This window comes from Oceaniglobus roseus (genome assembly GCF_002869745.1).
Classification (GTDB): domain Bacteria; phylum Pseudomonadota; class Alphaproteobacteria; order Rhodobacterales; family Rhodobacteraceae; genus Oceaniglobus; species Oceaniglobus roseus.
On record NZ_PNOS01000030.1, the window covers coordinates 1 to 24,708 of the forward strand.

A 24,708-nucleotide genomic window follows, 5' to 3' on the forward strand; every position below is an offset into this window, starting at 1 on the left:
GCCGCTCAGCAGCCCGCCGATGCCGCCCGCGCCGCCGAGGCCCGAGAGGCCGCCGCCGCCGCTGCCCCGGGCCGTCGTCCCGCCCGTGCCGACATGGCTGCCGCCGCCCGAGGTGAGCGAGCTCAGCAGCCCCTCCAGCCCGCCGCCCGAGCGCTTGTTCTCGGCCAGCTTGCGGCGCACACCGTCCATGCCGCCGTTGTTGCGGAAGGCCTGCACGCCCTTCGCGGCGACATAGGCCAGGGCCAGCTTGCTTACCATTTTCGTCAGCGACATCGGTTCGTCCTCCCTCGGGATGCGTTTCCGGAGAGATAGGTGCGGTGCGGCGCCCTGCCTAGACCAGATCGGGCTGGCGGCTGACCCGCTCGGCCAGCCGCGCCACGGTCAGCCCCTGCACGATGATCGAGAAGACGACGACGAGGTAGGTGCAGGTCAGGATCAGCGGCTTCCACTCGCCCTCGGGCAGGGACAGGGCAAGGGCGACCGAGATGCCGCCCTTCAATCCGCCCCAGGTCATCACCGGCACCACGCCCGCATCGAAGGTGCGGAAGGGCTTCAGCAGCAGGATCGGCACCGCCACCGCCACCAGCCGCGCGAACAGGGCGAGGGCGATGGAGAAGGCGCCCGCCACGAGTGCCTCCTGGTTGAAGGCGACGGCGAAGACCTCGAAGCCGATCATCAGGAACAGCACCGCGTTCAGGATCTCGTCGATCAGCTTCCAGAAGCCGTCGACATAGCGTCGCGTCTCTTCCGACATGCCGTACTTGGCGCCGACATCGCCGATCAGCAGCCCCGCGCAGACCGCCATGATCGGCGCGCTGACGTGAAGCGCCACGGCCAGCTCGTAGCCGCCGAAGGCGAGGCCGAGGGTCAGCAGCACCTCCAGCGAATAGTCGTCGATCCGCCGCATCAGCTCGAACGTGATCCAGCCCAGCACGAGGCCCAGCAGCGCGCCGCCCCCGGCTTCCCGCGCGAACAGGAGCGCGGCGTCCGACAGGCCGCTGCCTTCGCCCGCGCCGTGGGAACTGGTCGCCGGGAAGGCGAGGCCGATCAGCACCAGGAAGACGACGTAGCCGACGCCGTCGTTGAACAGCGATTCGCCCGCGATCTTCGTCTCCAGCGATTTCGGCAGGTCGGTGGCGCGCAGCACCCCCAGCACGGCGACCGGATCGGTGGGCGAGATCAGCGCGCCGAAGACCAGCGCGACGAGCAGCGGCATCCCCGTGAGCCAGGAGAAGCCCGCGCCGACGATCAGCGTCGACAGCCCCACGCCCATGGTCGCCATCAGCAGCACCGGCATCCATTGCGCCCGCAGGTCGCCAAGCTTCACATGCAGCGCCCCGGCGAAGAGCAGCAGGCCCAGCATCCCCTCGAGCAGCGCGTCGGAGAAGTCGATGCCCGTCACCACGTTCCTCACCTCGTCCGCGACGCCGAGGGCGGGCCAGACGAGATCGAGCAGCACGATCCCGAGCGAGGCGAAGAGCGAGACGACGAGGATGCCGATGGAGGAGGGCAGGCGCAGGAACAGGTAGTTCACCGCGCCGAAGGCTCCGGCGAGGACGATCATCAGCGAGGCGATCTGCAGGAGGGTCATCGGGCTTCTCCGGTCAGCGTCCTTTCGTGCCTATCCGAGGCGCCCGCCCGGGAAAACAGGTTTGTGCGGTGTGGCAGGGCGGCAGGCCGGGCTTCGGGCCGCCATGGATGGAGGAGGGGGCGGGATGACCGGGACGTCCGGCTGCGGCCTGCCCTGCGGCGAGGGGCGGGAGACGGGCCGAAGCGCCGGACGCTGGCCTAGGTGCCGAACTCGGCGCGGATCGCTTCGGTGTGGGCGCCGAGGGCGGGGACCTCGGGCGGGACCTCGGGCGCGGGGCGGCCGGCGGGGCGGGGCAGGGCGATCTCGGCGCCGCCGGGCAGGCGCACGGCCATCCGCCGGAGCGCGGGGTGCGCCGAGAGGCCCGCGGCATCGTTCAGGCGGCCCCAGGCGATGCGCGCCGCCTCCAGCCGTTCCGCAGCCTCGGCCGCGGTCATCGCGGCGAAGACCGGCTCGCTCAGCGCGTCGAGGTCGGCGCGGTGGCGCACCCGCACGGCGTTGGTGGCGAAGCGCGGGTCGGTTGCGAGGTCCGGCTGCCACAGGACCCCGGCGCAGAAGCGGTGCCATTCTTCTGGCGTCTGCACGCCCACGATCACGGTGCCGCCGTCGCCGCAGGTGTAGGGGCGGGAGGGGGAGATCGAGGCGTGGGAGAGGCCGAAGCGTCCGGTCTCCTGACCCGCCTGTTCGAGATGGAGGAGCGGCACGCTCATCCAGTCGGCCATGGAATCGAACATGGCGATCTCCAGGTGCTGCCCCCGCCCGGTGATGCCGCGGGCGATCAGCGCCTCCAGCACCGCGGCATGGGCGTTCATCCCCGTGGCGATGTCGGTGACGGAGACGCCGACCTTGCTCGGCACCTCGGGCGTGCCGGTGACAGAACAGATGCCGCTTTCGGCCTGCACCAGCATGTCGTAGGCGCGCATCCGGGCATAGTCGGTGTCCTGTCCGTATCCCGTGATCTCGACCCCGATGAGCCGCGGATTGAGCGCGGCGAGCGCCGCGCGCCCGAGGCCGAGCCGCCCCATGGCGCCGGGGGCGAGGTTGTGCACCAGCACGTCCGCCCGCGCCGCCATCCGCTTCAGAAGGCCGAGGTCCGCCTCGGCCTTCAGGTCCAGCACCGCGCTTTCCTTGCCGCGGTTCAGCCAGGCGAAATAGGCCGAGGTGCCGTGAACCGCGCTGTCGTAGTGGCGCGCCGTCTCGCCCGCCGCCCGTTCGACCTTGATCACCCGCGCCCCGGCATCGGCGAGCCTCAGGGTGCAGACCGGCGCCGCCACCGCCTGCTCCAGCGCGACGACGAGAAGACCCTCGAGAGGCCGCCCGCTCATCGGGCGGATCCCGGAATTACCATGGAAATCATCGCTTTGCCCCTGCCTTCTGCGCCTTTCTGCGAGCCTATCAGGGGCGCTTCGCCTCCACAATCGCCGCCCATGGCCCGTGGCCCCCTGACATCGCCCCGCACCGCAGCTATCCTTTCGCGGCGGACCGGCGGAAGGGGGACCCATGGGCAGGACGATCGACCTCAATTCGGATCTCGGCGAAAGCTTCGGCCCCTGGGCGATGGGCGACGACGCGGCGATGCTGGGCATCGTCAGTTCCGCCAACATCGCTTGCGGCGGCCATGCGAGCGACCCCGAGACGATGTTCGCCACCCTGACACGGGCGAAGGAGAACGGCGTCGTCGCCGGTGCGCATCCCGGCTACGGCGACCGCGAGGGGTTCGGGCGGCGCATCATCCCCATGGGCGCAGCCGAGGTCGAGCGCATGGTCGCCGTCCAGATCGGCGCGCTGATGGGCGCGGCGTCGCTGGCGGGAACGACGGTGCGCTATGTGAAGGCGCACGGCGCGCTCGCCAACCTCGCCTCGGCCGAGCGTGAGGTCGCCGATGCCATCGCCCGCGCGACGAAGGCCGTGGCGCCTGACCTCGCGCTGCTGGCGATCTCGGGCACCGCGCTGGAGCCGGCGGGGCGCGCCGCCGGGCTCGACGTCTATTCCGAGATCTTCGCCGACCGCGCCTACCAGCCGAACGGCCTGCTGGTGCCCCGGTCGCGCGAGGGCGCGATGATCCACGATCCCGAGGCCGCGGCCGACCGCCTGCTCGCCTTCCTCGACACCGGCCTGATGCCGACGCTCGACGGGCCGGGCATCCCGCTCGACGCGCAGTCCGTCTGCGTGCACGGCGATTCCCCCGGCGCCGTCGCCATGGCGCGCCACATCCGCGACGCGCTTGCCGCGGCGGGCCATACCGTCGCGCCCTTCCTCGCCCCGCGATGACGAGTTCTCCGCGGTTTACCCCGGTCTCGGACCACGCCGTCCTGGCCGAACTCGGCGACAGCATAGACGCGGACCTCCATACCGAGGTCCTGCGCCTGGACGGCGCGCTTGCCGCCGATCCCGTGCCGGGGATGATCGAGGCGGTGCCGGCCTATGCCAACCTCCTCGTCACCTTCGATCCGCTGGCCACCGACCACGGCGCCGTGGCCGAGGCGCTGGCGGCGCTGCTCGACCGTCCCGCCGCACCGGCGGGGCAGGCGACGGCGCGCGAGGTCGAGGTCTGCTACGACGCCGACCTCGCCCCCGACCTCGGCGACGTCGCCCGCCAGACGGGGCTGTCGGAGGAGGAGGTGATCGCGGCCCACCTTGCGGGCGACTACCGGGTGTATCTCTACGGCTTCGCGCCCGGCTATGCCTACATGGCCGGCGTGCCCGCGCCGATCCGCCTGCCGAGGAAGGCCGCGGCCAAGCGCGACGTGCCCGCGGGCAGCGTCATCATCGCCGGGCCGCAGTGCCTTGTGACGACGATCACGATGCCGACGGGCTGGTGGATCATCGGCCGCTCGCCGACCCGCATCCTGACCGGCGACGAGGAGCGGCCGTTCCTGTTCGACGTGGGCGACCCGGTGCGTTTCCGCCGCATCTCGCGCGACCGGTTCGAGGCCCGGACATGAGCCGCGCCGTCCTTCGCGTCATGCAGGCGGGCCCGCACTGTTCGGTTCAGGATGCCGGGCGACCCGGGCACATGCGTTTCGGCGTGCCGGGATCGGGGCCGATGGACGGGTTCGGCTTCGCCGTCGCCCATGCCGCGCTCGGCAATCCCTTCGGCGGCGCGGCGCTGGAGGTCTCGATGGGCGGGCTGGTGCTGGAGTGCGTCGAGGGCGCGGTCTCCTTCGCCGTCGCCGGGGGCGGCTTCCGGGTGGCGCTCGACGGCACGCCGCTCGGGCCCTGGTGCGTCGCCACGCTGGCGGCGGGGCAGACACTCTCGCTGCGGCCGGGCACATGGGGCAGCTGGTGCAGCATCGCCTTCGCGGGCCGCCTCGACGCCCGGCGCTGGCTCGGTTCGGCGGCGACCCATGCGCTGTCGGGCTTCGGCGGCGGTGCCCTGACGTCCGGGCAGAGGCTGGAGGTCGAGGAGGCCGAGCGGCGCGAGGCGCGGCACGCGACGCTGGAGCCGCCGACTTGGGTCCGCCCGACGGATCGGGTGCCGGTCGTCCTCGGCCCGCAGGAGCGGTTCTTCGCCCCCGAGACACTGGCCGCCTTCCGGAGCGAGAGCTTCAGGCTCAGCGACGCCTACGACCGGATGGGCGTGCGCCTGTCCGGGCCCGCGCTGCCGGTGGCGGCGAAGCTCGACATGCCGTCCGAGCCGGTGGTGAAGGGGGCGGTGCAGGTCTCGGGCGACGGGGTGGCGACGGTGCTGCTGGCCGACCACGGGACCACCGGCGGCTATCCCAAGATCGGGGCGGTGCCGCGCTTCGCGCTGGATGCCTTCTGCCAGATGCGCAGCGGCGACGCCTTCCGCTTCGAGGTGCTGTCTCCCGAGGCGGCGCTGGCCGGCGCGCGCCGCGCGGCGCAGGCGGCCGACGGCTATCTTGCGGCGGCCGGGCAGGCGGCCGGATCGCTCGAGCAGCGGCTGGCGCGGATGAACCTGATCGGCGGCGTCACCGCGGGCGAGGAGGACTAGGGCGCGTCCTCGGGCGGCACCTCGCGCTTCACGCCCGAGGCCGAGATCGCGACGAAGACGAAATCCCCTTCCGTCACCATCCGCGCCTCGCGCGTCTTCTGGCGGCGCACCCAGCTTTCGACGCGGACGGTGATCGAGGTGCGGCCGACCCGGGTGATCCGGGTGTAGACGGACAGGAGGTCGCCGACGAGCACCGGCGCGTGGAAGCGCATCGCCTCGATCGCGACGGTGGCGCAGCGGCCGCGGGCGCGTTCGGCGGCGGTGATCCCGGCCGCGATGTCCATCTGGCTGATCACCCAGCCGCCGAAGATGTCCCCGCCCGAGTTGGTGTCCTTCGGGAAGGCGACGGTCTGGATCGTCAGGAGGCCGTCGGGGGCGTGGGGTTGTCCGGGCGTCTCCGGCATCAGGCCGCCCGCAGCCCCAGGATCGCACGCGCCTCGGCGACGGTGGCGACGGGACGCTCGTATTTCTCGCAAAGCTCGGCCGCCCGATTCACCAGCGCCGCGTTCGAGGGCGCCAGCCTGTCCCTGTCCAGCCGCACGTTGTCCTCGAGCCCGGTGCGCGTGTGCCCGCCCGCGGCGATGGCCCATTCGTTCACCGTCAGCTGGAACCGCCCGATCCCGGCGGCGCACCAGTTGGCGTCCGGGGCGAGGCGGGCCATCGTTTTCACATAGTAATCAAACACGTCCCGGTCGACCGGCATGGCATTCTTCACGCCCATCACAAACTGGACGTAGAGCTTCGCGGGCAATCGGCCGTCGCGGTGCATCGCCACGGCCTGGTGGATGTGGGACAGGTCGAAGGCCTCGATCTCGGGCACGACGTCGTGGGCGCGCATCTCGGAGGCCAGCCAGTCCACGAGGTCCGGCGGGTTCTCGTAGACGCGGGTGGGGAAGTTGTTGGAGCCGACGGCGAGCGAGGCCATGTCGGGGCGCAGCGGCAGCATCCCGCCGCGGGCCTGTCCGGCGCCCGAACGCCCGCCGGTCGACAGCTGGATGATCATGCCCGGGCAGTGCTTCTTCAGCCCCTCGACCAGCCGCGCGAAGCGCTCGGGGTCCGAGGTCGGCGTGCCGTCGTCGTTCCGGACGTGGCAATGCGCGATGGAGGCCCCGGCCTCGAAGGACTCCTGCGTCGATTCGACCTGTTCCTCGACGGTGATCGGCACCGCGGGGTTGTTCTCCTTCGTCGGGACGGAGCCGGTGATGGCGACGCAGAGGATGCAGGGTTCAGCCATGTCGGCCTCCTAGATGTCGAAGAAGATGGTCTCGGATGGACCCTGGAGGTGGATGTCGAACCGGTATACCCCGCCGCCCTCGGGCTTGGCCAGAAGGGTCGGGATGCGGTTGCGGTGCTCGATCCGGGACAGGATCGGATCCTCGGCGTTGGCGGCCGCCTCGTCGGCGAAGTAGAGGCGGGTGTGCAGGCCGATGTTGATGCCGCGGGCGACGATCCAGACGGTGACGTGGGGCGCCTGGAGGCGGCCGTCGGGACAGGGGACGCGGCCGGGCTTCACCGTGTGGAAGGTGAACTCGCCGGTCTCCATGTCGCCCGCGCTGCGTCCCCAGCCGGTGAAGTTCGGATCGGCCGTTCCGCGCGTCTCGTTCGGCGCATTGTAGAGGCCCCCGGCGTCGGCCTGCCAGATCTCGACCATCGCATCGCGCAGCACCGTTCCGGTGCCTTCGTGCACGGCGCCCCTTATCGTTATCTCCTCGCCCTTTACCGGGCCGATCTTCATCCGCTGCCCGAGGTCTTCCGGATAAACCCCTTCGATGCCGGCGAAATTCGGCGTGCAGCCGATGTGGACATAGGGCCCGGCGGTCTGCGACGGGGTCTCCTTCGTCTCGTCGGACGGTCCGGCCATCACAGCCCCTCCCTGCGGTTCTCGAACATCGTCTGGCGGCGGCCGCGCAGCGTGATGTCGAAGCGGTAGGCGCGCGCGTCCATCGGGAGGGTGCGGGCCATGTCGAGGGGGGCGATCAGGCTTTCGATCGCCTCGCGCGAGGGGATCGCGCCCACGATGGGGCATCTCCAGATCAGCGGATCGCCCTCGAAATACATCTGCGTGACAAGGCGCTGCGCGAAACCGTGGCCGAAGATCGAGAAGTGGATATGGGCGGGGCGCCAGTCGTTCGCGCCGTTCGGCCAGGGATAGGGGCCGGGCTGGACGGTGCGGAATTCGTAGCTGCCATCCTCGCCGGTGATCACCCGGCCGCAGCCGCCGAAGTTCGGGTCGAGCGGCGCGAGGTAGCCTTCCTTCCTGTGGCGGTAACGCCCGCCCGCATTGGCCTGCCAGACCTCCAGCAGCGCGCCCGCCACGGGGCGGCCGAATTGGTCGGTCACGCGGCCGTGGACGACGATCCGCGGGCCGATGGCGGATTGCCCCTCGGCGGCGAAATTGTGAAGGAGATCATTGTCCTGCGGGCCGAGGATGTGATGGCCGAAGACGGGTCCGGTTTCCTCCGACAGGGTCGAGGGGAAGGACAGGAGCGGCGCGGAGGGCGAGCGCTTGACGCTGGTCTTGTAGGGCGGCGTCAGGGCCGGAGGATGCCAGCCGCGGTCGCGGGCGGCGTATCCCCCTTTCGGCGTCGAAGTCACTGGTTTTCCTCCATTTCCGCGAAGGTCTGCCGGGCCAGCCGGATCGCGTGGTTGGCCTTCGGCACGCCGGCGTAGATGGCGACGTGCTGGAATGCCTCGATCACGTCGCGCCGGCTTGCCCCGGTGCGTGAGGTTGCGCGGATATGCATCGGTATTTCCTCGAAATTCCCTGTGGCGGCCAGCAGCGCCAGTGTCAGCATCGAGCGTTCGCGCCGGCTGATCGCGTCCGACGCCCAGACCGTGCCCCAGGCGGCTTCGGTGATCAGCTCCTGGAAGGGCGCGTCGAAGTCGGACTTCGCCGCTTCCGCCCGGTCGACATGGGCGTCGCCCAGCACCTCGCGGCGCACCTTCATGCCGGCCTGGTGTCTCTCTGACATGGATCTGCCTCCCCGTCCCGTTTCAGTAGGGCAGCCCGACGTAGTTCTGCGCCATCGCCGCCTGTGCGGCGGGGCTTGAGCGCAGGAACTCGATCTCGGCGCGCTGCATCTTGATGTCGAACTCCGACTGGTCGGGATAGCGGTGCATCAGCGAGGAGAACCACCACGAGAACCGCTCGGTCTTCCAGACCCGCGCCAGCGCGCGCTCGGAGTATCTATCGATGCCCTCGGCGTCCTTTTCCTCGTAGAACTGGCGCAGGGCGTTGTAGAGGTAGTGGACATCGGAGGCGGCGGTGTTCAGCCCCTTGGCGCCGGTCGGAGGCACGATGTGGGCCGCGTCGCCGCACAGGAACAGGCGACCCCAGCGCATCGGTTCGGTCACGAAGGAGCGCAGGGCGGCGATGGATTTCTCGATCGAGGGGCCGGTGATCAGCGCCTCGGCCTGCTCGGCGGGAATGCGGCGCTTCAGCTCGTCCCAGAAGTTGGCATCGGACCAGTCGCCGGGCGAATCCGAGAGCGAGCACTGGATGTAGTAGCGCGACAGGTTCGCGTTCCGCATCGAGCAGAGCGCGAAGCCGCGGGAGGAGGAGGCGTAGATGAGTTCGTCGTTGACGGGCGGGGTTTCGGACAGGATGCCGAGCCAGCCGAAGGGATAGACCTTCTCGTATTCCCGGCGCACCGAGGCGGGGATCGCGTTGCGGCTTACGCCGTGGAAGCCGTCGCAACCGGCGATGAAGTCGCAGTCGAGCCGCTTCGCCGCGTCGCCGATGCGGTAGGTGACATAGGGCCTGTCGGTGTCGGCGTCGTTCACCGTCACGTCGTCGACGTTGAACTCGATCGCGCCCCCGGCCTTCTCGCGGGCGTCGTAGAGGTCGCGGGTGACCTCGGTCTGGCCGTAGACCATGACGTGGCGCCCGGTGTGTTCGGTGAAGTCGACGCGGAACATCTGGTCGTCGTAGGCGATCAGGGTGCCGTCGTGGGGGAAGCCTTCGCGGTGCATCCGCTCGCCCACGCCCGCCTCGTCGAGCAGGCCCATCAGCCCCTGTTCCAGCACGCCCGCGCGGATGCGGGACAGGACATGGGCGCGGGTCCGACGCTCGAGCACGACGGAGTCGATCCCGCGGACGTGCAGCAGCTGCGCAAGAAGCAGGCCCGAGGGACCGCCGCCGATGATGGCCACCTGTGTGCGCATGATCTCTCCCCCTCAGGCGGTTCTAGTCGAGTTTCCGTCCGTGTAAATCGGGTTTCCACCTCCGCGGTTCGGCCGGCGGTGTCCGACGGGCGCGGTGCGGGTCGGCGAACGGCAGCCGGGGCTGGCCCCGGAGGCCCCGGCGCCGTGCCGGGTCGTGATCGGGCTTCGAGAGGCGCACCGGTCCGCTCAGCCCGCGAGGGCGGCACGGGTCAGGGCGTCGGGGGTGAAGGGGGTGCGGAACATTCGCAGGCCCGTGGCGTCGCAAAGCGCGTTGGCGATGGCGGCGATGGCGGGGCCGGGCGTGGCCTCGCCGGCGCCTGCGGGCGGGTTCCCGGGGTCGGCGATGATCTCCACCGTGATCTCGGGCACGTTGTCGAAGCGCAGCACCGGGTAGCTGTCCCAGTCGCGTGAGGTGATGCCGCCGCGGTCCCAAGTGATCTCCTCGTGCAGCGCGATGGAGGCGCCCTGCAGGAAGCCGCCCTCGAGTTGCGCGGCAAGGCCCTCGGGGTCGATCACGCGGCCGGCGTCGGCGACGACGATGGCGCGGCGCAGGCGGATCTCGCTGGCGTCGGTCAGGTCGATGTCGACGGCGACGGCGGTGCGGGTCATCGCGTTCTTGTACTGCGCGAAGGCGATGCCGTGGCCCATGGCCCTGGGCGTGTCCCTTGCGAGCGCTTCGAGGCGGTCGAGGACCGCGATGCTGCGGGGGTCGTCGAGGTGGACGCGGCGGAAGGCGAAGGGGTCCTGTCCGGCCTCTTCGGCCAGCATGTCCATGAGGGATTCGAGGCCGAAGATGTTGGTCGTGTTGCCGAGGCAGCGCAGCGCCGAGGTGCGGTGGGGCAGGCCCGCGACGAGGTTCTTGATCAGGCGCTTCTCGGGGATGGTGTAGGCCGGATCGAGGTTGCGATGCATGCCGCCGTGGCGGTTCATGTTCGGCGCGGCCTCGGGGGCGGGCCATGCCGGGTCGCGGAAGCGGTTCGACAGCAGGCGGCGGGGACCTGCATCGTTCGCGCCCGCGCGGGGGCGGCCGCGGTGGGTGTCGGAGAAGACCTCGGCGTCGATGGCTTCGATCTGGCCGTTGACGAGGCGGGCGGCGAGGTCGAGCGCCATGGCGGGGGCGAAGGGCTCCCACCCGTGTTCGTCGGCGCGGGTGTATTTCAGCAGGATGGGGGTGCCCGGGATCGCGCGGGCGATCAGGGCGGCGTCGAGGGCCGCGTCGTCGGCGCCGTTGTGGCCGTAGCAGCCGGCGTTCGGATGGTGGGTGATTTCCACCGCATCCGCGGGGAGGTCCAGCGACGTTGCGATGCTGTCGCGGAGCGCATGGATGCCCTGGCTGTGGCTCCTGATCCGGAGCGCGGCGCCGTCCCACTCGGCCAGCGCCGCCGAAGGCGCGAGGGCCGCGTGGAGCAGGTAGGGGCGTTCGAAGCGGGCCTTCGTGAGGGTATCTTCGAGGGGGGCGCGTACGGGGCCTTCTGCGGGAACGCCGCCGGTGACGGGGAAGCGGCGGGCGGTCTCCGCGGTGAGGCGGGCGAAGACGTCGTCCTCCGGCAGCGGGGGCGTGTCCCAGGTGCAGGCGGCTGCGAGGGTCGCGAGGGCCTTCGTCACGGCCCATTCGTCGGGACCGGCGAGGGCGAGGAAGCTGCCGTCGCGGATCAGGCGGATGTCGCGGTCGGCGAGTTTTTCGGCGGCGCTGTCGTCCAGGGCTTCCAGCGTCGCGCGGGCGTGGGGCGGGCGCAGGACGCGGGCGTGGCGCATGCCGGGCAGGTCGAGGTCCGGCAGGAAGGTGTAGCGGCCGGTGACGAGGTCCGAGATGCCGCGCATGTGGGGGGCGGTCGCGGCGGGCGGCTGGGGGGCGAGCGTCGGGTCGGCGGCGAGGTCGGGGTCGGCTTCGGCGATCAGGGCGAGGACCGGCAGGGGGCGGTTCAGGCCGGGACGGGTGAGGGTGCCGTCCTGCCACGACCAGTCTTTCGGGGTTCCGCCGGAGCGGGCGACGGCGAGGTCGGTGACATGGGCGCGCAGAGTCGCGGCGGCGGCGCGCAGGGCGCTGCCCGAATGCTCGATGGAGAGGCTGCCGGAGGTGATGCCTTCGTCAAGGCCCGCGGTGGTGACGGGGGCGACCTCGATCCGCTCCAGTGGGAGCGACAGCTCCTCGTGGGCGATGCGGGCGAGGGCGGAGGAGATGCGCTGGCCGATGTCGACCTTGCCGGTGCGGATCACCAGCCGGTCGCCGTCGGTGCCGATCCAGTGGCGGACGAGGGGGTAGTCGGCGAGGCTCATGTTGCGGCGCGGGCGAGGGCGCGCAGGACGCGGGGGTGGGCGCCGCAGCGGCAGAGGTTGGGGGCGAGGGCGCTTTTCGCCTCGTCCTCGGTGGGGCTGGGATTGGCCTCCAGCAGGGCGGTGCAGGCGACGACGAGGCCCGCGGTGCAGTATCCGCACTGGGCGGCGGTCTCGGCGATGAAGGCCGCCTGCACTCGGGCGCCCGCGGGGCGGGAGGCGATGCCTTCGATCGTCGTGATCTCCTTCCCCGCGAAACTGGCGGCGGGGGCGGCGCAGCTCGGAAACGGGGCGCCGTCGGCGAGGATCATGCAGGCGCCGCACTGTTCCAGCCCGCAGCCGATCTTGGTGCCCTTCAGCCCCAGTTCGTTCCTGAGGACATAGGCGAGGGGCGTTTCGGGGTCGGCTTCGATCTCGCGGGGTTCGCCGTTGATGGACAGCGTCAGGGCCATGGCGTCGCCTTTTCCCACGTCACCTGCACGTCGACGCCCGCCGACTTGAACAGGTTCATCACCGGGCAGCGGTATTCCACGTTGCGGGTGAGGCGGGCGAAGCGGTCGTCGCTCTCCTCGGTGTGCACGCGGATCCTGAGCTTCACCCAGTTGAAATAGGGCCGCACGCCCTGCACGCCGCGGCTGCCGCGCTGGTCCACCTCGCCGTCGGCTTCCATGTCGACGGCGGTATAACGGAACTGCATCGCCTCGGCGCAGCGGTTGATGATGACGCCTTCGCACCCCAAGAGCGAGGACAGCGCCATCTCGAGGGGGGTGGGGCCGGAGTTGGTCTCCTTCTCGTCCGTCACCAGCACGTGGTCGCGCACCATCATCACCGAGCGGGTGGAGGCGTGGTTCCGGGCCGAGACGCGGCGGATGCCGAGGGCGGCCTTCGTCGGGTCCACCGAGGGCGGCAGGAGGTCTTCGGCGTCGCTCACCGGGTCATCTCCAGGATGTCGAGGCCGCGGTTGCGGTCGAGGAGATAGATGCGGCCCTTGTCGTCCACATCGACGTCGTTCGACTGCGGCGGCGTGCCGTCGGCTTGCGGCTCGGGGATGTAGTGGGCGATCTCCTTCGGCATGTGCGGGTCGGCCACGTCGACAATGCGGAGGCCGCCGGAGAACCAGGTCGTGTAGACGAGGGTGGTGTCGAGCTTCTCGCGGAACTGGTGGCCCCCGAAGCGCCCGCCGGGCTGGCCGATCCAGGGGCAGGCGCGTTCGCCCGGGTCCCAGGCGGCGACGGGTTCGATGTTGTCGAGGTCGGTGACGTCGACCACCCAGAGGAAGCCGTGGAGGCGGCCGGGCTTGTGGTCGTGCTCCTCGTCTATGGCGATGGCGTAACGGCGGCCGTCGACGAGGTTTTCCAGCGGCATCACGGTGTGCGTCGGCTCAGGGATCGCCTTGGGGAAGCGGTAGCTGCCGGTGACCTTCGGCGCGGTGATGTCGGAGACGTCGATCACGCGGAAACCGGCGTTCCAGACGGCGGCCCACATCTCGTCCCCGCAGCGCATGGCGTGGTGCAGGCGGGTGCCGTAGCCGGTCCAGGTGGGCGTCTCGCCGCCCGCGAGGTGCTGGCCCGGCATGTGCCAGCGGGACACTTCGCGGGGGTTCGCGGGGTCGTCGAGGGCGTAGATGACGAGGATGTTGCCGACATAGCCCGCCATCTCGGTCGAGATGTAGGCGAAGTTCTCGTCCATGTCGAAGCGGTGGACGCCGAAGCCGTGGGTCTTGACGTAGGCCAGCAGCTTCGGCGCCGTCTTGTCCCTGATGTCCCAGACGCGGAAGCCGCCGGCGTCGTAGCCGCGCTGCAGGAAGGCCTCCAAGGTGGGGATGTCGGACTCCTTCACGCCCAGCTTCTCGGCCACCTTGGCGTTCGTGGCATCGGGCCCCAGTTCGTCGCGGATGCCCGCGATCTTCTCGGCCTTCCTCAGGAAATGCCGCCTGTCCTGCTCGACGTTGGTGATCATCAGGTCGCCCGCGACGCGCACCTTGTGGGTGTGGGACCACTCGGGCGGGTCGATGTGGCTGACGACCTTCGGAGCGGCGGGGTCGGAGATGTCGATGATCGAGGTGCCGTTGGGCGGGTCCATGTGGCCGACATAGGCATAGTCGCCCTGCACCACGACCTGCCCGCCGCCGGGGATGTCGAGGCGGCCGAGGGAACGGACGTTCTTCGCCAGCTCCCATGTCATTTCGCGGGTGATCGTGGTCATTCTGCGGGCACCTCCCGGCGGCGTTTGCGGCGCATGTCGAACCAGATCGGCAGGACGAGCGAGACGATGAGGGCGACCCAGAGGATGTTGCCGAGGGTCGAGGAGAACAGGACCATGATGTCGCCGTCGGACTTCTTCAGCGAGCGGAGGAAGTAGGTTTCCAGCAGCGGCCCGAGGATCACGCCGATCAGGATGGCGGCGACGTGGTAGCCGGTGCGCCGGGCGATGTAGCCGAGGACGCCGAAGGCGAGGGCGAGGTACATGTCGAACATGTATTCGCGGGGCACGAAGGCGCCGACGAGGGTGAAGGCGATGATCATCGGCGCGAGGTAGATCGTCGGCACCGTCGTCACGTGGCTCATGTAGCGGCTGAGCGGCAGGATCGTGAAGATCATCAGCAGGTAGGATACCGCCATGGCCATGAACATGCCGTAGCCGACTCGCGGGCTGTGCTCGAACAGCGAGGGGCCGAAGCTGACGCCGTGGTACTGCATGACGACCAGCATGATCGCCGCCGTCGCGCCGCCGGGGATGCCGAGGACCAGGAGCGGGACGAGGGTGCCGGAGGTGACGCCGTTGTTGGCGGACTCGGGCGCGATCAGGCCCTCGGGATGGCCGGTGCCGTATTTCTCGGGCGTGTCCGAGAAGGCGCGGGACTGCTGGTAGGCGACGAAGCTCGCGATGGAGGCGCCGGCGCCGGGGATCACGCCGATGACGAGGCCGATGATCGAGGTCCAGACGATGTGCCACCAGCGGGACAGCGCGATGTTCACGCCCTCGAACGTGTCGTGCCAGGAGGGCTTCTTCGGCTCGGCGCTTTCGTTCACGATCACCGTCTTCTCGATGATGACGAAGGCTTCGGAGACGGCGAAGAGGCCGACGAGGGCGGGAATCAGCGGCACGCCGTCGTAGAGTTCGAGGAAGCCGAAGGTGGCACGGGGCGTGGCATAGACGACGTCGGTGCCGATCGAGCCGATCATCAGCCCGAGGAAGCCCGCGATCAGGCCCTTGACCATGTCCTGCGCGGCGATGGAAGCGATCAGCGAGATGCCGAAGAGCATGACCACGATCATCTCGACCGAATGCATGTAGAAGCCGACGCGCGCGAGCACCGGCATCAGGGCGAGCGCCATGATGGTGGTGAGCAGTCCGCCGATGCAGGAGGAGACGAAGGAGATGGCGAGCGCCTGCTGGCCCTTGCCCTGCCGCGCCATCGGGTAGCCGTCGAGCGGCGTCGCGGCGGCGCCGGCGGTGCCGGGAATATTGACGAGGATCGCCGGGATGCCCGCGCCCATGCGCGCGGCGCAGTAGAGCGTGACCATGAAGATCAGCCCGGTGTCGAGCCCCATGGCGAGAGTCAGCGGCATCAGGATGATGATGGTGTTGGCCGCGGAGAAGCCGGGGATGCCGCCGACGATCAGCCCGAGGAAGATCGTCGGGATGATGACCCACCAGAAGGAGATCGTGTCGAGGAAGACGTCGAACAGGAGATAGGCCGTGTCACCCATTGGAAAGCACCGCCTTCATGGTCGTCTCGAACCAGCCGCGGGGAAAGCGGGTGTCGAAGGCCCAGATGAACACCGCCCAGCCGCCCAGCGCCATCACCGCCGAGATCAGCGTGATGAAGCCGATGTTGCGGCCCTTGGCGAGGATGATCATCGAAAGCGCCAGGAACAGGAACGTGGTGAGGGTGAAGCCGAGATAGCCGATCAGCACGCAGTAGCCGACGGTGGTGGCGAAGAGGCCGATGCGCCCCGTGGCGATGTCGTCGCGGCTGAACAGCGTGCCGAAGCCGAGCGTGCCGCTGCCTTCGCGGATCCAGAGCGCGCAGCGGATGAAGAAGATCGCGCAGACGAGAAGCAGGATGCCGCCGACCATGAAGGCGCTGACCTTGGCCGTCCAGGGCGAGTGCCAGATCGACGAGAAGAAGTAGAGCGTGAAGACGACGGCGAGGACGGGAATGATCAGCTCGGCGCCAAGCGCGCGCCTGCCGTCCCTCGGTTTGGTGGACATGCTGCCCCCCCTCGGGTTCTGGTGATGGTGCGGCCCGGCGCGCCTCCCCGCGCGCCGGTGCCTGTCGCTGGGTGCGCCCTCAGGCGCCGCTGAGCAGCGGCTTGTAGCGGGCGCCAAGCTCCAGCATCGCGGCCATGAACTCGGCACATTCCTCGGCGCCGCCGTAGTTCAGGTATTCGGGCGTGCCGCTTTCGGCGACGTAGGCCTTCAGCAGCGCGGGATCCTCGAAGGTCTCCTTGAAGGTCGAGGTCAGGACCTCGTAGCGGTCCGGGTGATCCTCGGCCGCCTTCCTGTGGATCGCGAAGGCGCGGGCCGAGAGCATCTCGGGCAGCGTCATGTCGTAGGCGTCGTTGATGTCAGGCGCGTTGTCCAGCGCCTCGCCCACGCGGTTCTTGCCGAAGACGAGCAGGGTCTTGACCGAGTCGCCCGCGGCGATGACCGAGCCGGAGGTGAGGACGGAGAAATCGACCTCGCCCGTCACGGCGCCCGCGATGGTCCCCTTTCCGCCCTGGAGCGGGATCAGGTTGAACTCGATCCCGAGCTTCTCGCCGAGCGCGAGGATGCCGATGGAGGCCGGGTGCGCCATGCGCGAGGTGCCGACGGTCAGCTTTCTCTCCTTCGAGGCGTTGACGATGTCTTCCATCGACTGGAGCGGGCTTTCGGCACCGACGAAGAGGCAGCAGGGGTCGGTGTCCACCCGGCCGAAGTAGAAATAGTCGTCGATGGCGAAGGACGGCTCCTGCATCGCCCAGTTCAGGACTTCGGGGCCCATGTTGCCGAAGATCAGGTTGTAGCAGTCCGGCTCGGACTTGCCCATGTAGACCTCGTATCCGACGCGGCCCGAGGCGCCGGGATAGTAGCCCGGTTCGAACTCGGTCCCGAGCTTCTCCTTCCAGACGCTGGTGAAGGCGCGGAAGTTGCGGTCGGCGCCGCCGCCTTCGGCGGTCGGGATGATGACGTTGATGTTCCGCTCGGGGAAGGTCGCGGCGCGGACGATGCCGGGCGTGGCAAGCACGAGCCCCGATGCGGCGCCCGCCTGCAGGAAGCGGCGGCGGTTCAGCGAAGTCTTCATGGTCGGTCTCCTCCGGATTGTCAGGTCTGGGTCGCGCTTGTTCTTTCTGCCCTCCGGTCTGCGCGGGACCGGGGGCCTGGATCTCAGGTCGCCAGGAGGGCGGGCGGAAACAGGCTCTCGGGTTCGACGAGGGACGGCGCGAGGTGCTGCTGCACCGAGTAGCGGCAGACGGCGGCCAGTTCGGCACGGTTGGCGGTGAAGCCGTAGGACCAGAAATCGGGGCCGAGGTGCGCGAGCGTGCGCTCCATCGAGGCGTTGAGCCAGGGCAGGGACAGCCGGTTGGCATTGCCGAGCCATGTGTCGCGAAGCCGCTTCAGGGCGAGGTCGCGGGATTCGACCAGCGCGTGATAGAGCGCTTCGGCAAGCCAGGGATGTTCTTCGGCCAGGCTGCGGCGCAGGCCGATCAGGTGCATGATCGGGAAGAAGCCGGTGCGGCGGTGATAGCCCTGCTCGGTGGTTTCGAAATCGGGAAAGAGGCGGACGAGGCGGGTGTCGCCGTTCAGGAACGCCTTCGGCGGCTTCGGGGCGAGAAGGCCGTCGATCTTGCCCGCCAGCAGGAGCTGCTCCAGCGTCTCGCCGTCCTCGATCGGCTCGACCGTCATGCCGGGCGGAAGGGCGAGTTCCAGGCGCTCGCGGCGGATGCCCTCGTCGAGCGCGCCGGTGCGCCAGTGGATGTCCTCGGCCGCCACGCCGTAGTCGTCGGCGAGGATGCCGCGCATCCAGAGGGCCGCGGTCATCTGGTATTCGGGCACGCCGATGCGCTTGCCCTTGAAGTCCCGGGGGCTCTGGATGCCCGCCCCCTGCCGGGCGAAGAAGCCCGAGTGGCGGAAGGCGCGGGAGACGAAGGCGGGGATCGCGACATAGTCGCCGATGCCCCGCGCGCATTGCAGGATGTAGCTGCTGATCGACATCTCGGTGATGTCGTAGGGCGCGGTGGAGACGGCGAGGGGGAAGAGCTTCGAGGTGGGCTGGAGCACGCTTCGCAGCTCCAGCCCCGGAACCTTCACGCGGCCCTCGTGCAGCGCCATGGTGCGGTCGTGATCCCAGGTCGCGAAGGTCAGGGACAGGGCGGTGCCCCGGTCCGGTCCTGTCACATCGGGGCTCGCGACCGCATCCATGGCTCAGATCACCTTCACCGTCATCGACCCGAGCCCCTCGACGCTGATCTCCATCACGTCGCCCTTGCCGACCGGCCCGACCCCCGCGGGGGTGCCGGACATGATGACGTCGCCGGGCGCGAGTTCGAAGTATTCGGAGAGGTAGGAGATCATCTCGGGCACCTTCCAGATCATCTGGTTCAGGTCGCCCTCCTGCTTCTTCTCGCCGTTGACGGTGAGGGTGATGGCGCCCTCGCTCGGGTGGCCGATCTTCGAGGCCGGGTGGATCGGGCCGACGGGGGCCGAACGCTCGAACGCCTTGCCGATCTCCCAGGGGCGGCCCAGCTTCTTCGCCTCGCCCTGGAGGTCGCGGCGGGTCATGTCGAGCGACAGCGCGTAGCCGTAGACATGATCGAGGGCCGATTCGAGCGGGATATTGGTGCCGCCGGATTTCAGCATCACGGCGATCTCCGCCTCGTGGTGCACGTCCGAGGTCTTCGGCGGGTAGGGGAATTCGCCCGAGGGATCGAGGTTGTCGGGGTTCTTCTGGAAGAAGAACGGCGGCTCGCGGTCCGGGTCGTGGCCCATCTCGACGGCGTGGGCGGCGTAGTTGCGGCCGATGCAGTAGATCCGGCGCACGGGAAACTTCGCGGTTTCCCCGGCAACGGGAAGCGCCACCGTGGGCGGCGTTTCGATCACAAACTCGGGCATTGGTCCTCCGGCTCCGGTGTTTTCCCGGACAGTACCGCGATTCGGACCAATCGCAACCAATTTTGTACGACGACGCAGATTTTTCTGAAATCGCTTGATTTTGGCGATTGATCGTCCAATGATCCGGTGAGGGCGCGGAATTGGTCAACCAATCGGCGCGGTGCGAACGGGGGCACGATGTCTGTCACGCAACTCGAACCGGCCGAGAAGGGCGATGCGGTGGCCCTCCTGCGGGCCTTCATCGCCGAGGGAGGCTATGGCGAGGGCGACCGGCTGCCGGCCGAGCGCGAGCTGATCGTGAGCCTCGGGATCAGCCGCGCCACGCTCAGGAAGGCGCTGGACGCGCTGGAGCGGGAGGGCGCGATCTGGCGCCACGTCGGCAGGGGCACCTTCGTGGCCGGGCCGGGCGAGGGCGGGATCGGGGTGCTGGGCGGGATCGCGCAGCAGATCACGCCGATCCGCATGGTGCGCGCCCGCCTCTGCATCGAGCCCGCCATCGCGCGGGAGGCGGCGATCAACGCCTCGCGCGACGCGGTGATCGCGCTGCGCCTGGCCAAGGACCGCGCCGTCGCGGCGCCGAACTGGGAGGAATACGGCACCCAGGACGGGCTGTTCCACCGTGCGGTGGCGGACGCGACGGACAACGCGCTGCTGATCCACCTGTTCGAGCAGCTCGACCAGGTGCGTCGGGCGGTGGCGCTCAGCACCGTGGTGCGCGACACCGTGCGCCCGCCGCGGGAGCATTCGTCTTTCCTGGAGCACGAACGGATCGCCGCGGCCATCGCGGCGCGCGACCCGAACGCGGCCTACGACGCCATGCGCCAGCACATCAATTCCGTGTCCGCACGGCTGTTCGGAGAGGTCTGACAGGCGGGGGACGAGCAGGGAGCCGGGGCAGGGCGGCAGCAAGACCGCCGTCCCGGCGGGATAACGACAACCGGTTTTATGTCTTTGGGAGGAGTCACATGAAAACCCTGATGAGCCGTATCGGAGCCGCGGTCGCCGCCGCTCCGCTGGCGCTGAGCCTGATGGTCTCGGCCGCAAGCGCCGAGAAGATCCGCATTGCCCTGGCCGAGACGCCCTCGGACGAGCTGGCCGCCTTCTTCGTGGCGCTGGACCGGGCCAAGGCGAAGGGGCTCGACTACGAGTGGACCGCGTTCTCGGACGAGGAACTGGCGATCCAGGCGATCCTGTCGGGCCAGATGGACATCGGCTTCGGCACGCCCTACGCGGCGATGCAGCGCTCGAAGGCGCCGCTTCGGATCGTGTTCCAGCTGAGCAAGCTCAAGTTCTTCCCCGTCACCTCGCAGAAATACGAGAAGCTCGAGGATCTGGACGGCGAGCCGATCATGCTGCACTCGCGCGGCGGCGGCACCGATTCCATCGCCAACGTGATCGAGGAGAAGGTGGGCATCAAGTTCGGCCAGCGCTCCTATGTTCCCGGCTCGTCGAACCGGATCGTGGCGCTGATGGCGGGGCAGACCGATGCGACGATCGTGGACCTGTCGAACAAGAACAAGCTGATGAAGCAGGCGGGCGACAAGTTCAACGTGCTGCCGATGTTCGAGGTGGACGCGAGCGACGAGGCGCTCTTCGCCAACCTCGACTGGATCAAGAGCCACGAGGAGGAGGTCGACATCTTCGTCGGCGCGCTGGTCTCGGTCTGGCAGGACATGAGCAAGGATCCGACGATCATTTCGAAGGAGACCGATCCGAACGGGCCCATCGGCCAGCTGCCGCCCGAGATCCTGGGCAACCTCGACCAGTTCTACACCGACGCGGTCGAGGGCGGGCTTTACGATCCGAACGGCGGCGGGCGGAAGGCCGCGCAGGCGGACATGGAGTGGTACACCGCGGCGGGGCAGCTCGACGGCGATCCGGCCGAGCTGAACATCGAGGATTTCTGGTACCTCGCCCCGCTCGACAAGGCGGCGCAGTGAGCCTTCCGGCGCGACATCTTTCCCCCGCGGGGGGAGGCGCGGAGGGGCTTTGCCCCTCCGCTTTCCGCAGTAGCGCGGCGACGCCGGCGGGGCGGAGGGTCGGTAGACTGCCCTCGAATGCTTCCGGCAGGACGGAACGGGGGGGCGTGCGATGAGCGTGATGCGGGACGGGGCCGAGGGGCGGTCGCCCTGGCAGGATCTGGTCGGATCTCACCGGCCGCTGCTGCTGAAGCTTCTGTCGGGGGTGCTGGTCTTCGGCGCCTGGGAGATCGCGGGGCGCATCCCGGTCAGCTATGCCTTTCCGACGTTCATCGAGTCGATGTCGGCGCTTCTTCGCATGACGCTCGACGGCACGCTCTTCGCCGCCTATGCCGAGACGCTGAAACCTCTGGTCGTCGGCGTGGCGATCTCGGCGGTGCTGGGGATCGCGCTCGGGCTCTGGATCGGGCTGTCGAAGACCTTCGACTGGCTGTTCTCGCCGATCTTCGTCGTCATGCAGGCGGCGCCGCTCGCCGCGCTGATCCCGCTGCTGGTCATGGCCTACGGGATCGGGCTGACCTCGAAGGTCTTCGTCGTCTGCATCATGGCGATGCCCGTGATCGTGCTGAACACTGCCGGGGCGGTCAGGAACACGCCCGCGAATCTGAAGGAGATGGGCCGCGCCTTCCTTGCGACCGATCGAGACGTGATCCTGAAGATCGTGCTGCCCGCCGCTTCGCCCGTCATCTTCTCGGGGCTGCGCCTTGGCATCTCGGCCGGGTTCATCGGGGCGATCCTCGCCGAGCTGAAGATCACGCCCACGGGGGTCGGGGACATCATCACCTTCTCCCGCTCCGTCGCCGATTACGCCAGCATGTATGCGGCGATCTTTTCCATCATCCTGCTGGCCGTGCTGTTCCTGAATCTCCTGGAGCGCATCGAGACCGGTCTATTCGGAGGAAACGTCCGTGGTTATGCCTCAGACTGAACGCGCCTTCACCCCCGACACCGTGGACGACGCGGTGACGGTGAAGCGGATCACCAAGAGCTACGGGGCCGTCGAGGCGCTGAAGAACATGACGCTGTCCTTTCCGCGGGGCGAGCTGACCTCGCTCCTGGGCCCCTCGGGCTGCGGGAAGACGACGCTGCTGAAGATCATCGCGGGGCTTCTGGAGCCGACCTCGGGCGAGGTGCTGGTGAACGGGCGGGCGGTGACGGGGCCGGGGCCGGACCGGGCCTTCGTGTTCCAGGACTTCGCGCTGCTCCCCTGGGCGAGCGTGATGCGGAACGTCGCCTTCGGGCTGGAGCTGCGCGGCGTGGCGCAGTCGGAGCGCGAGGCGATTGCCGAGAAGTACATCGCCCATGTCGGGCTGAAGGGGTTCGAGAGGGCCTATCCCCACGAGCTGTCGGGCGGGATGCGGCAGCGGGTGGGGCTGGCGCGGGCGCTGTCGGTGGATGCGGACGTCCTGCTGATGGACGAGCCGTTCTCGGCCGTGGACGAGCAGACGCGGCGGAAGTTCCAGGAGGACCTGCTGAACCTAGTGAAGACGGAGAACAAGACCTTCATCTTCGTCACGCACTCGATCGAGGAGGCGGTCTACGTCTCCGACCAGATCGCGATCCTGCTGCCGCGGCCGAGCCGGGTGTCGCAGATCATCCGGCCCCAGGGGTTCCGCGACAAGGACGTGGACAACATCCGGCGCGATCCCGAGTACCTCGACATCGTCGACGACATCTGGTCGTCGCTTCGCAGCTACGTGGAGTAGGCGATGCTGGTGCTGGGGAAATACCGCCTGCCGGGGATGTCGTCGCTGCTGCTCTGGGCGCTTCTTTGGGAGATCGTCGGACGGTCGGGGCTGACCTTCTTCGTGCCGCCGTTTTCCGAGGTCTGCGTGACGCTGTTCAACGTGATCGGCACGCCGGCCTTCGTGAAGGCCCTGCAGGAGACGGCGGTGGCGTTCTTCGCGGGCGTGTTCTTCGCCATCGTGATCGGGATTCCGGTGGGCATCCTGATGGGGAAGTCGCGGCTGCTGGACGAGTTGCTGCTGCCCTGGGTCAACATGTTCCTGTCGGCGCCGCTGACGGCGCTGGTGCCGGTGCTGATGGTGCTGTTCGGCTTCGGGATGCAGGCGATCATCATCACCACGACCCTGTTCGCGATCTGGATCATCATCCTGAACGCCCGCGCCGGGGTGATGCAGATCAACCGCTCGCTGGTCGAGATGGCGCGCAGTTTCGGCGCGACGCCGATGGACGCCTTCGTGAAGATCTATTTCTGGGCGGCCCTTCCGGAAATCCTCGGCGGCGTCAGGATCGGGGTGATCCGGGCGGTGAAGGGGGTGATCATCGGGCAGCTGCTGATTTCCATCGTCGGGTTCGGGGCGCTGTTCGAGCTCTACTCGGCGAACTTCCTGATGGCGCATTTCTGGGCGGTGCTGCTGGTGCTTTTCGCCATGGCCTTCGCGGTGTCCGAGCTTCTCGCGGCGCTGGAGCGGCGGGTGGCCTATTACGCGGCCTCGCGCTGAGGGGGGTGTCGGGGGAACCGATGGCGCGCTAGGTCTTTCCTTCGACGGACAACGAAGGAGAAGATCCATGGATCACGCGATCATCGGCGGCAACGTGGCGGTGGTGACCGGGGGCGCCTCGGGGATCGGCCTTGCCGCGGCGAAGCACCTCGCGGTTCGGGGGCTGAAGGTGGCCATCGCCGACCTGCCGGGCGATGCGCTGGAGGCGGCGCGCGAGGCGCTGGTGCTGGAGGGTGCAGCGGACGGCGACGCGCTGGCGGTGCCCTGCGACGTGTCGAAGGCCGAGGAGCTGGAGGCGCTGAAGGCGCAGGTCTGGCGCGACCTCGGGCCGGTGTCGGTGCTGATGAACAACGCGGGCATCCAGCCCGGCAGCTCGATCTTCGACCGGGAGAGGAACTGGCGGCGGATCATCGACGTGAACATGTGGGGCATCATCATGGGCTCGCAGATCTTCGCGCCCGACATGATTGCCGAGGGCAAGCCGGGGCTGATCGTCAACACCGGCTCGAAGCAGGGGATCACGACGCCGCCGGGCGATCCCGCCTACAACGTGTCGAAGTCGGGGGTGAAGACCTTCACCGAGGCGTTGCAGCACGAGCTGAGGAACACCGAGGGCTGCCAGGTCGAGGCGAAGCTGTTCATCCCGGGCTTCGTCTACACTCCCCTTACGGCGAACGGGCGCGAGGAGAAGCCGAGCGGCGCCTGGACGCCCGAGCAGACGGTCGAGTTCCTGTTCAACCGGATCGAGCTGGGGGACTTCTACATCCTGTGCCCGGACAACGACGTGGACCGGGCGACGGACGAGAAGCGCATCCTCTGGGCGGCGCAGGACATCACCGAGAACCGGGTGCCGCTGTCGCGCTGGCACGGGGATTACGATGCGGCGTTCAAGGAGTGGTTGAAGGCGTAGACCCGCGCCTCAGTGGATGAACACCCGCCGAGATGTCCCGCCCGGGTGTCAACCCGGGCAGCCCCCGACCGCCCCCCTGGGCGGGGGCTTCTCCCTCGCCCGCGGCCGGGGGCAGCCCTTTGTACGCAGCGGAACGCTATGAGGTGGCGGCTTTGCGAAAAGACCCGCCGCCCTTCCCCGGAACCCGCCGCTTTCGGCTTGCACTGGAGACGGCCCCCTCCTAGAAGGACGGCTGATTTCATGCCGCCCCCCGGGGCAGGCCACCGTTGAACCGT

26 protein-coding genes and 1 pseudogene are annotated in these 24,708 nt (G+C 69.1%); 9 read left to right on the forward strand and 18 right to left on the reverse strand.

All coding sequences use genetic code 11. The features are described from left to right. The 3 genes and pseudogenes from A7B20_RS14560 to A7B20_RS14570 form a co-directional block, all read right to left on the reverse strand. Nucleotides 1-273: pseudogene (locus A7B20_RS14560) on the reverse strand (hypothetical protein); the annotation flags it as partial. Between the two features lie 58 nt (nucleotides 274-331). Continuing rightward, on the reverse strand, nucleotides 332-1,591 hold the full coding sequence (locus A7B20_RS14565; protein WP_102109314.1) for a cation:proton antiporter: 1,260 nt from the start codon (nucleotides 1,589-1,591) through the stop codon (nucleotides 332-334). 197 nt (nucleotides 1,592-1,788) lie between these two features. Beyond that, complete coding sequence (locus A7B20_RS14570; protein WP_102109315.1) at nucleotides 1,789-2,913, reverse strand: CaiB/BaiF CoA transferase family protein; 1,125 nt, start codon at nucleotides 2,911-2,913, stop codon at nucleotides 1,789-1,791. A 175-nt stretch (nucleotides 2,914-3,088) separates the two neighbouring features. Here A7B20_RS14570 and A7B20_RS14575 point away from each other — a divergent pair, with 175 nt between their 5' ends. Genes A7B20_RS14575 through A7B20_RS14585 form a run of 3 tightly spaced genes read left to right on the forward strand, consistent with a single transcriptional unit; the run spans nucleotide 3,089 to nucleotide 5,543 of the window. Then, the gene (locus A7B20_RS14575; RefSeq protein WP_102109316.1) at nucleotides 3,089-3,859 is read left to right on the forward strand and encodes a LamB/YcsF family protein; all 771 of its coding nucleotides are present in this window, start codon (nucleotides 3,089-3,091) and stop codon (nucleotides 3,857-3,859) included. Beyond that, entirely contained in the window at nucleotides 3,856-4,533 is a 678-nt protein-coding gene (locus A7B20_RS14580; RefSeq protein WP_102109317.1) for a 5-oxoprolinase subunit B family protein, read from the forward strand. Before A7B20_RS14575 ends, A7B20_RS14580 begins: the two co-directional genes overlap by 4 nt. Next, entirely contained in the window at nucleotides 4,530-5,543 is a 1,014-nt protein-coding gene (locus A7B20_RS14585; protein WP_102109318.1) for a 5-oxoprolinase subunit C family protein, read from the forward strand. The genes A7B20_RS14580 and A7B20_RS14585 overlap by 4 nt, the downstream gene beginning before the upstream one ends. On the opposite strand, the gene A7B20_RS14590 is transcribed toward A7B20_RS14585, so the two are convergent. The 15 genes from A7B20_RS14590 to A7B20_RS14660 all read right to left on the reverse strand — a co-directional run bounded on the left by A7B20_RS14590 (nucleotide 5,540) and on the right by A7B20_RS14660 (nucleotide 19,079). After that, entirely contained in the window at nucleotides 5,540-5,947 is a 408-nt protein-coding gene (locus A7B20_RS14590; RefSeq protein ID WP_102109319.1) for an acyl-CoA thioesterase, read from the reverse strand. The genes A7B20_RS14585 and A7B20_RS14590 overlap by 4 nt on opposite strands. Beyond that, nucleotides 5,947-6,777, reverse strand: a complete 831-nt coding sequence (locus tag A7B20_RS14595) for a 3-oxoadipate:acetyl-CoA acetyltransferase (RefSeq protein WP_102109320.1) — start codon at nucleotides 6,775-6,777, stop codon at nucleotides 5,947-5,949. The genes A7B20_RS14590 and A7B20_RS14595 overlap by 1 nt, the downstream gene beginning before the upstream one ends. A 9-nt stretch (nucleotides 6,778-6,786) precedes the next feature. Beyond that, nucleotides 6,787-7,404: a protocatechuate 3,4-dioxygenase subunit alpha gene (gene pcaG / locus A7B20_RS14600; RefSeq protein ID WP_102109321.1), complete on the reverse strand. Its 618-nt coding sequence runs from the start codon at nucleotides 7,402-7,404 to the stop codon at nucleotides 6,787-6,789. Next, the gene (gene pcaH / locus A7B20_RS14605; RefSeq protein WP_102109322.1) at nucleotides 7,404-8,138 is read right to left on the reverse strand and encodes a protocatechuate 3,4-dioxygenase subunit beta; all 735 of its coding nucleotides are present in this window, start codon (nucleotides 8,136-8,138) and stop codon (nucleotides 7,404-7,406) included. Before pcaH ends, pcaG begins: the two co-directional genes overlap by 1 nt. Further along, nucleotides 8,135-8,515, reverse strand: a complete 381-nt coding sequence (gene pcaC, locus A7B20_RS14610) for a 4-carboxymuconolactone decarboxylase (protein WP_102109323.1) — start codon at nucleotides 8,513-8,515, stop codon at nucleotides 8,135-8,137. Before pcaC ends, pcaH begins: the two co-directional genes overlap by 4 nt. A 22-nt stretch (nucleotides 8,516-8,537) precedes the next feature. After that, nucleotides 8,538-9,707, reverse strand: coding sequence for a 4-hydroxybenzoate 3-monooxygenase (gene pobA / locus A7B20_RS14615; RefSeq protein WP_102109324.1), 1,170 nt, complete (start codon nucleotides 9,705-9,707; stop codon nucleotides 8,538-8,540). 186 nt (nucleotides 9,708-9,893) lie between these two features. Further along, the gene (locus tag A7B20_RS14620; RefSeq protein ID WP_102109325.1) at nucleotides 9,894-11,984 is read right to left on the reverse strand and encodes a molybdopterin cofactor-binding domain-containing protein; all 2,091 of its coding nucleotides are present in this window, start codon (nucleotides 11,982-11,984) and stop codon (nucleotides 9,894-9,896) included. Then, nucleotides 11,981-12,433 carry a (2Fe-2S)-binding protein gene (locus A7B20_RS14625; RefSeq protein ID WP_102109326.1) on the reverse strand — a complete coding sequence of 151 codons (453 nt, stop codon included), beginning with the start codon at nucleotides 12,431-12,433 and terminating at the stop codon, nucleotides 11,981-11,983. The genes A7B20_RS14620 and A7B20_RS14625 overlap by 4 nt, the downstream gene beginning before the upstream one ends. Continuing rightward, nucleotides 12,424-12,912: an OsmC family protein gene (locus tag A7B20_RS14630; protein ID WP_102109327.1), complete on the reverse strand. Its 489-nt coding sequence runs from the start codon at nucleotides 12,910-12,912 to the stop codon at nucleotides 12,424-12,426. Before A7B20_RS14630 ends, A7B20_RS14625 begins: the two co-directional genes overlap by 10 nt. Next, a complete protein-coding gene (locus tag A7B20_RS14635) occupies nucleotides 12,909-14,186 on the reverse strand; it encodes an LVIVD repeat-containing protein (protein WP_216641210.1) in 1,278 nt (425 codons plus the stop codon). The genes A7B20_RS14630 and A7B20_RS14635 overlap by 4 nt, the downstream gene beginning before the upstream one ends. Then, nucleotides 14,183-15,694 carry a tripartite tricarboxylate transporter permease gene (locus tag A7B20_RS14640; protein ID WP_102109328.1) on the reverse strand — a complete coding sequence of 504 codons (1,512 nt, stop codon included), beginning with the start codon at nucleotides 15,692-15,694 and terminating at the stop codon, nucleotides 14,183-14,185. Before A7B20_RS14640 ends, A7B20_RS14635 begins: the two co-directional genes overlap by 4 nt. Further along, nucleotides 15,687-16,199 carry a tripartite tricarboxylate transporter TctB family protein gene (locus tag A7B20_RS14645; RefSeq protein ID WP_102109329.1) on the reverse strand — a complete coding sequence of 171 codons (513 nt, stop codon included), beginning with the start codon at nucleotides 16,197-16,199 and terminating at the stop codon, nucleotides 15,687-15,689. Before A7B20_RS14645 ends, A7B20_RS14640 begins: the two co-directional genes overlap by 8 nt. 79 nt (nucleotides 16,200-16,278) lie before the next feature. Further along, nucleotides 16,279-17,271, reverse strand: a complete 993-nt coding sequence (locus A7B20_RS14650; RefSeq protein WP_102109330.1) for a Bug family tripartite tricarboxylate transporter substrate binding protein — start codon at nucleotides 17,269-17,271, stop codon at nucleotides 16,279-16,281. Between the two features lie 83 nt (nucleotides 17,272-17,354). Further along, nucleotides 17,355-18,389: a substrate-binding domain-containing protein gene (locus A7B20_RS14655; RefSeq protein ID WP_102109331.1), complete on the reverse strand. Its 1,035-nt coding sequence runs from the start codon at nucleotides 18,387-18,389 to the stop codon at nucleotides 17,355-17,357. 3 nt (nucleotides 18,390-18,392) lie between these two features. Beyond that, nucleotides 18,393-19,079 carry a fumarylacetoacetate hydrolase family protein gene (locus A7B20_RS14660; protein ID WP_102109332.1) on the reverse strand — a complete coding sequence of 229 codons (687 nt, stop codon included), beginning with the start codon at nucleotides 19,077-19,079 and terminating at the stop codon, nucleotides 18,393-18,395. 177 nt (nucleotides 19,080-19,256) lie between these two features. Between A7B20_RS14660 and A7B20_RS14665 the strand changes: the two genes are divergently transcribed. From A7B20_RS14665 to A7B20_RS14690, 6 genes are all read left to right on the forward strand, one after another. Then, nucleotides 19,257-19,946, forward strand: coding sequence for a FadR/GntR family transcriptional regulator (locus A7B20_RS14665; RefSeq protein ID WP_102109333.1), 690 nt, complete (start codon nucleotides 19,257-19,259; stop codon nucleotides 19,944-19,946). Nucleotides 19,947-20,056: 110 nt separating this feature from the next. Further along, on the forward strand, nucleotides 20,057-21,019 hold the full coding sequence (locus A7B20_RS14670; protein ID WP_102109377.1) for an ABC transporter substrate-binding protein: 963 nt from the start codon (nucleotides 20,057-20,059) through the stop codon (nucleotides 21,017-21,019). A gap of 151 nt (nucleotides 21,020-21,170) precedes the next feature. Continuing rightward, complete coding sequence (locus A7B20_RS14675) at nucleotides 21,171-21,986, forward strand: ABC transporter permease (RefSeq protein ID WP_102109334.1); 816 nt, start codon at nucleotides 21,171-21,173, stop codon at nucleotides 21,984-21,986. Continuing rightward, nucleotides 21,973-22,764: an ABC transporter ATP-binding protein gene (locus A7B20_RS14680; protein ID WP_102109335.1), complete on the forward strand. Its 792-nt coding sequence runs from the start codon at nucleotides 21,973-21,975 to the stop codon at nucleotides 22,762-22,764. Before A7B20_RS14675 ends, A7B20_RS14680 begins: the two co-directional genes overlap by 14 nt. A gap of 3 nt (nucleotides 22,765-22,767) precedes the next feature. Next, nucleotides 22,768-23,523 carry an ABC transporter permease gene (locus A7B20_RS14685; protein WP_102109336.1) on the forward strand — a complete coding sequence of 252 codons (756 nt, stop codon included), beginning with the start codon at nucleotides 22,768-22,770 and terminating at the stop codon, nucleotides 23,521-23,523. Between the two features lie 67 nt (nucleotides 23,524-23,590). Then, nucleotides 23,591-24,433: an SDR family NAD(P)-dependent oxidoreductase gene (locus A7B20_RS14690; RefSeq protein WP_102109337.1), complete on the forward strand. Its 843-nt coding sequence runs from the start codon at nucleotides 23,591-23,593 to the stop codon at nucleotides 24,431-24,433. Nucleotides 24,434-24,708: the final 275 nt, after the last annotated feature.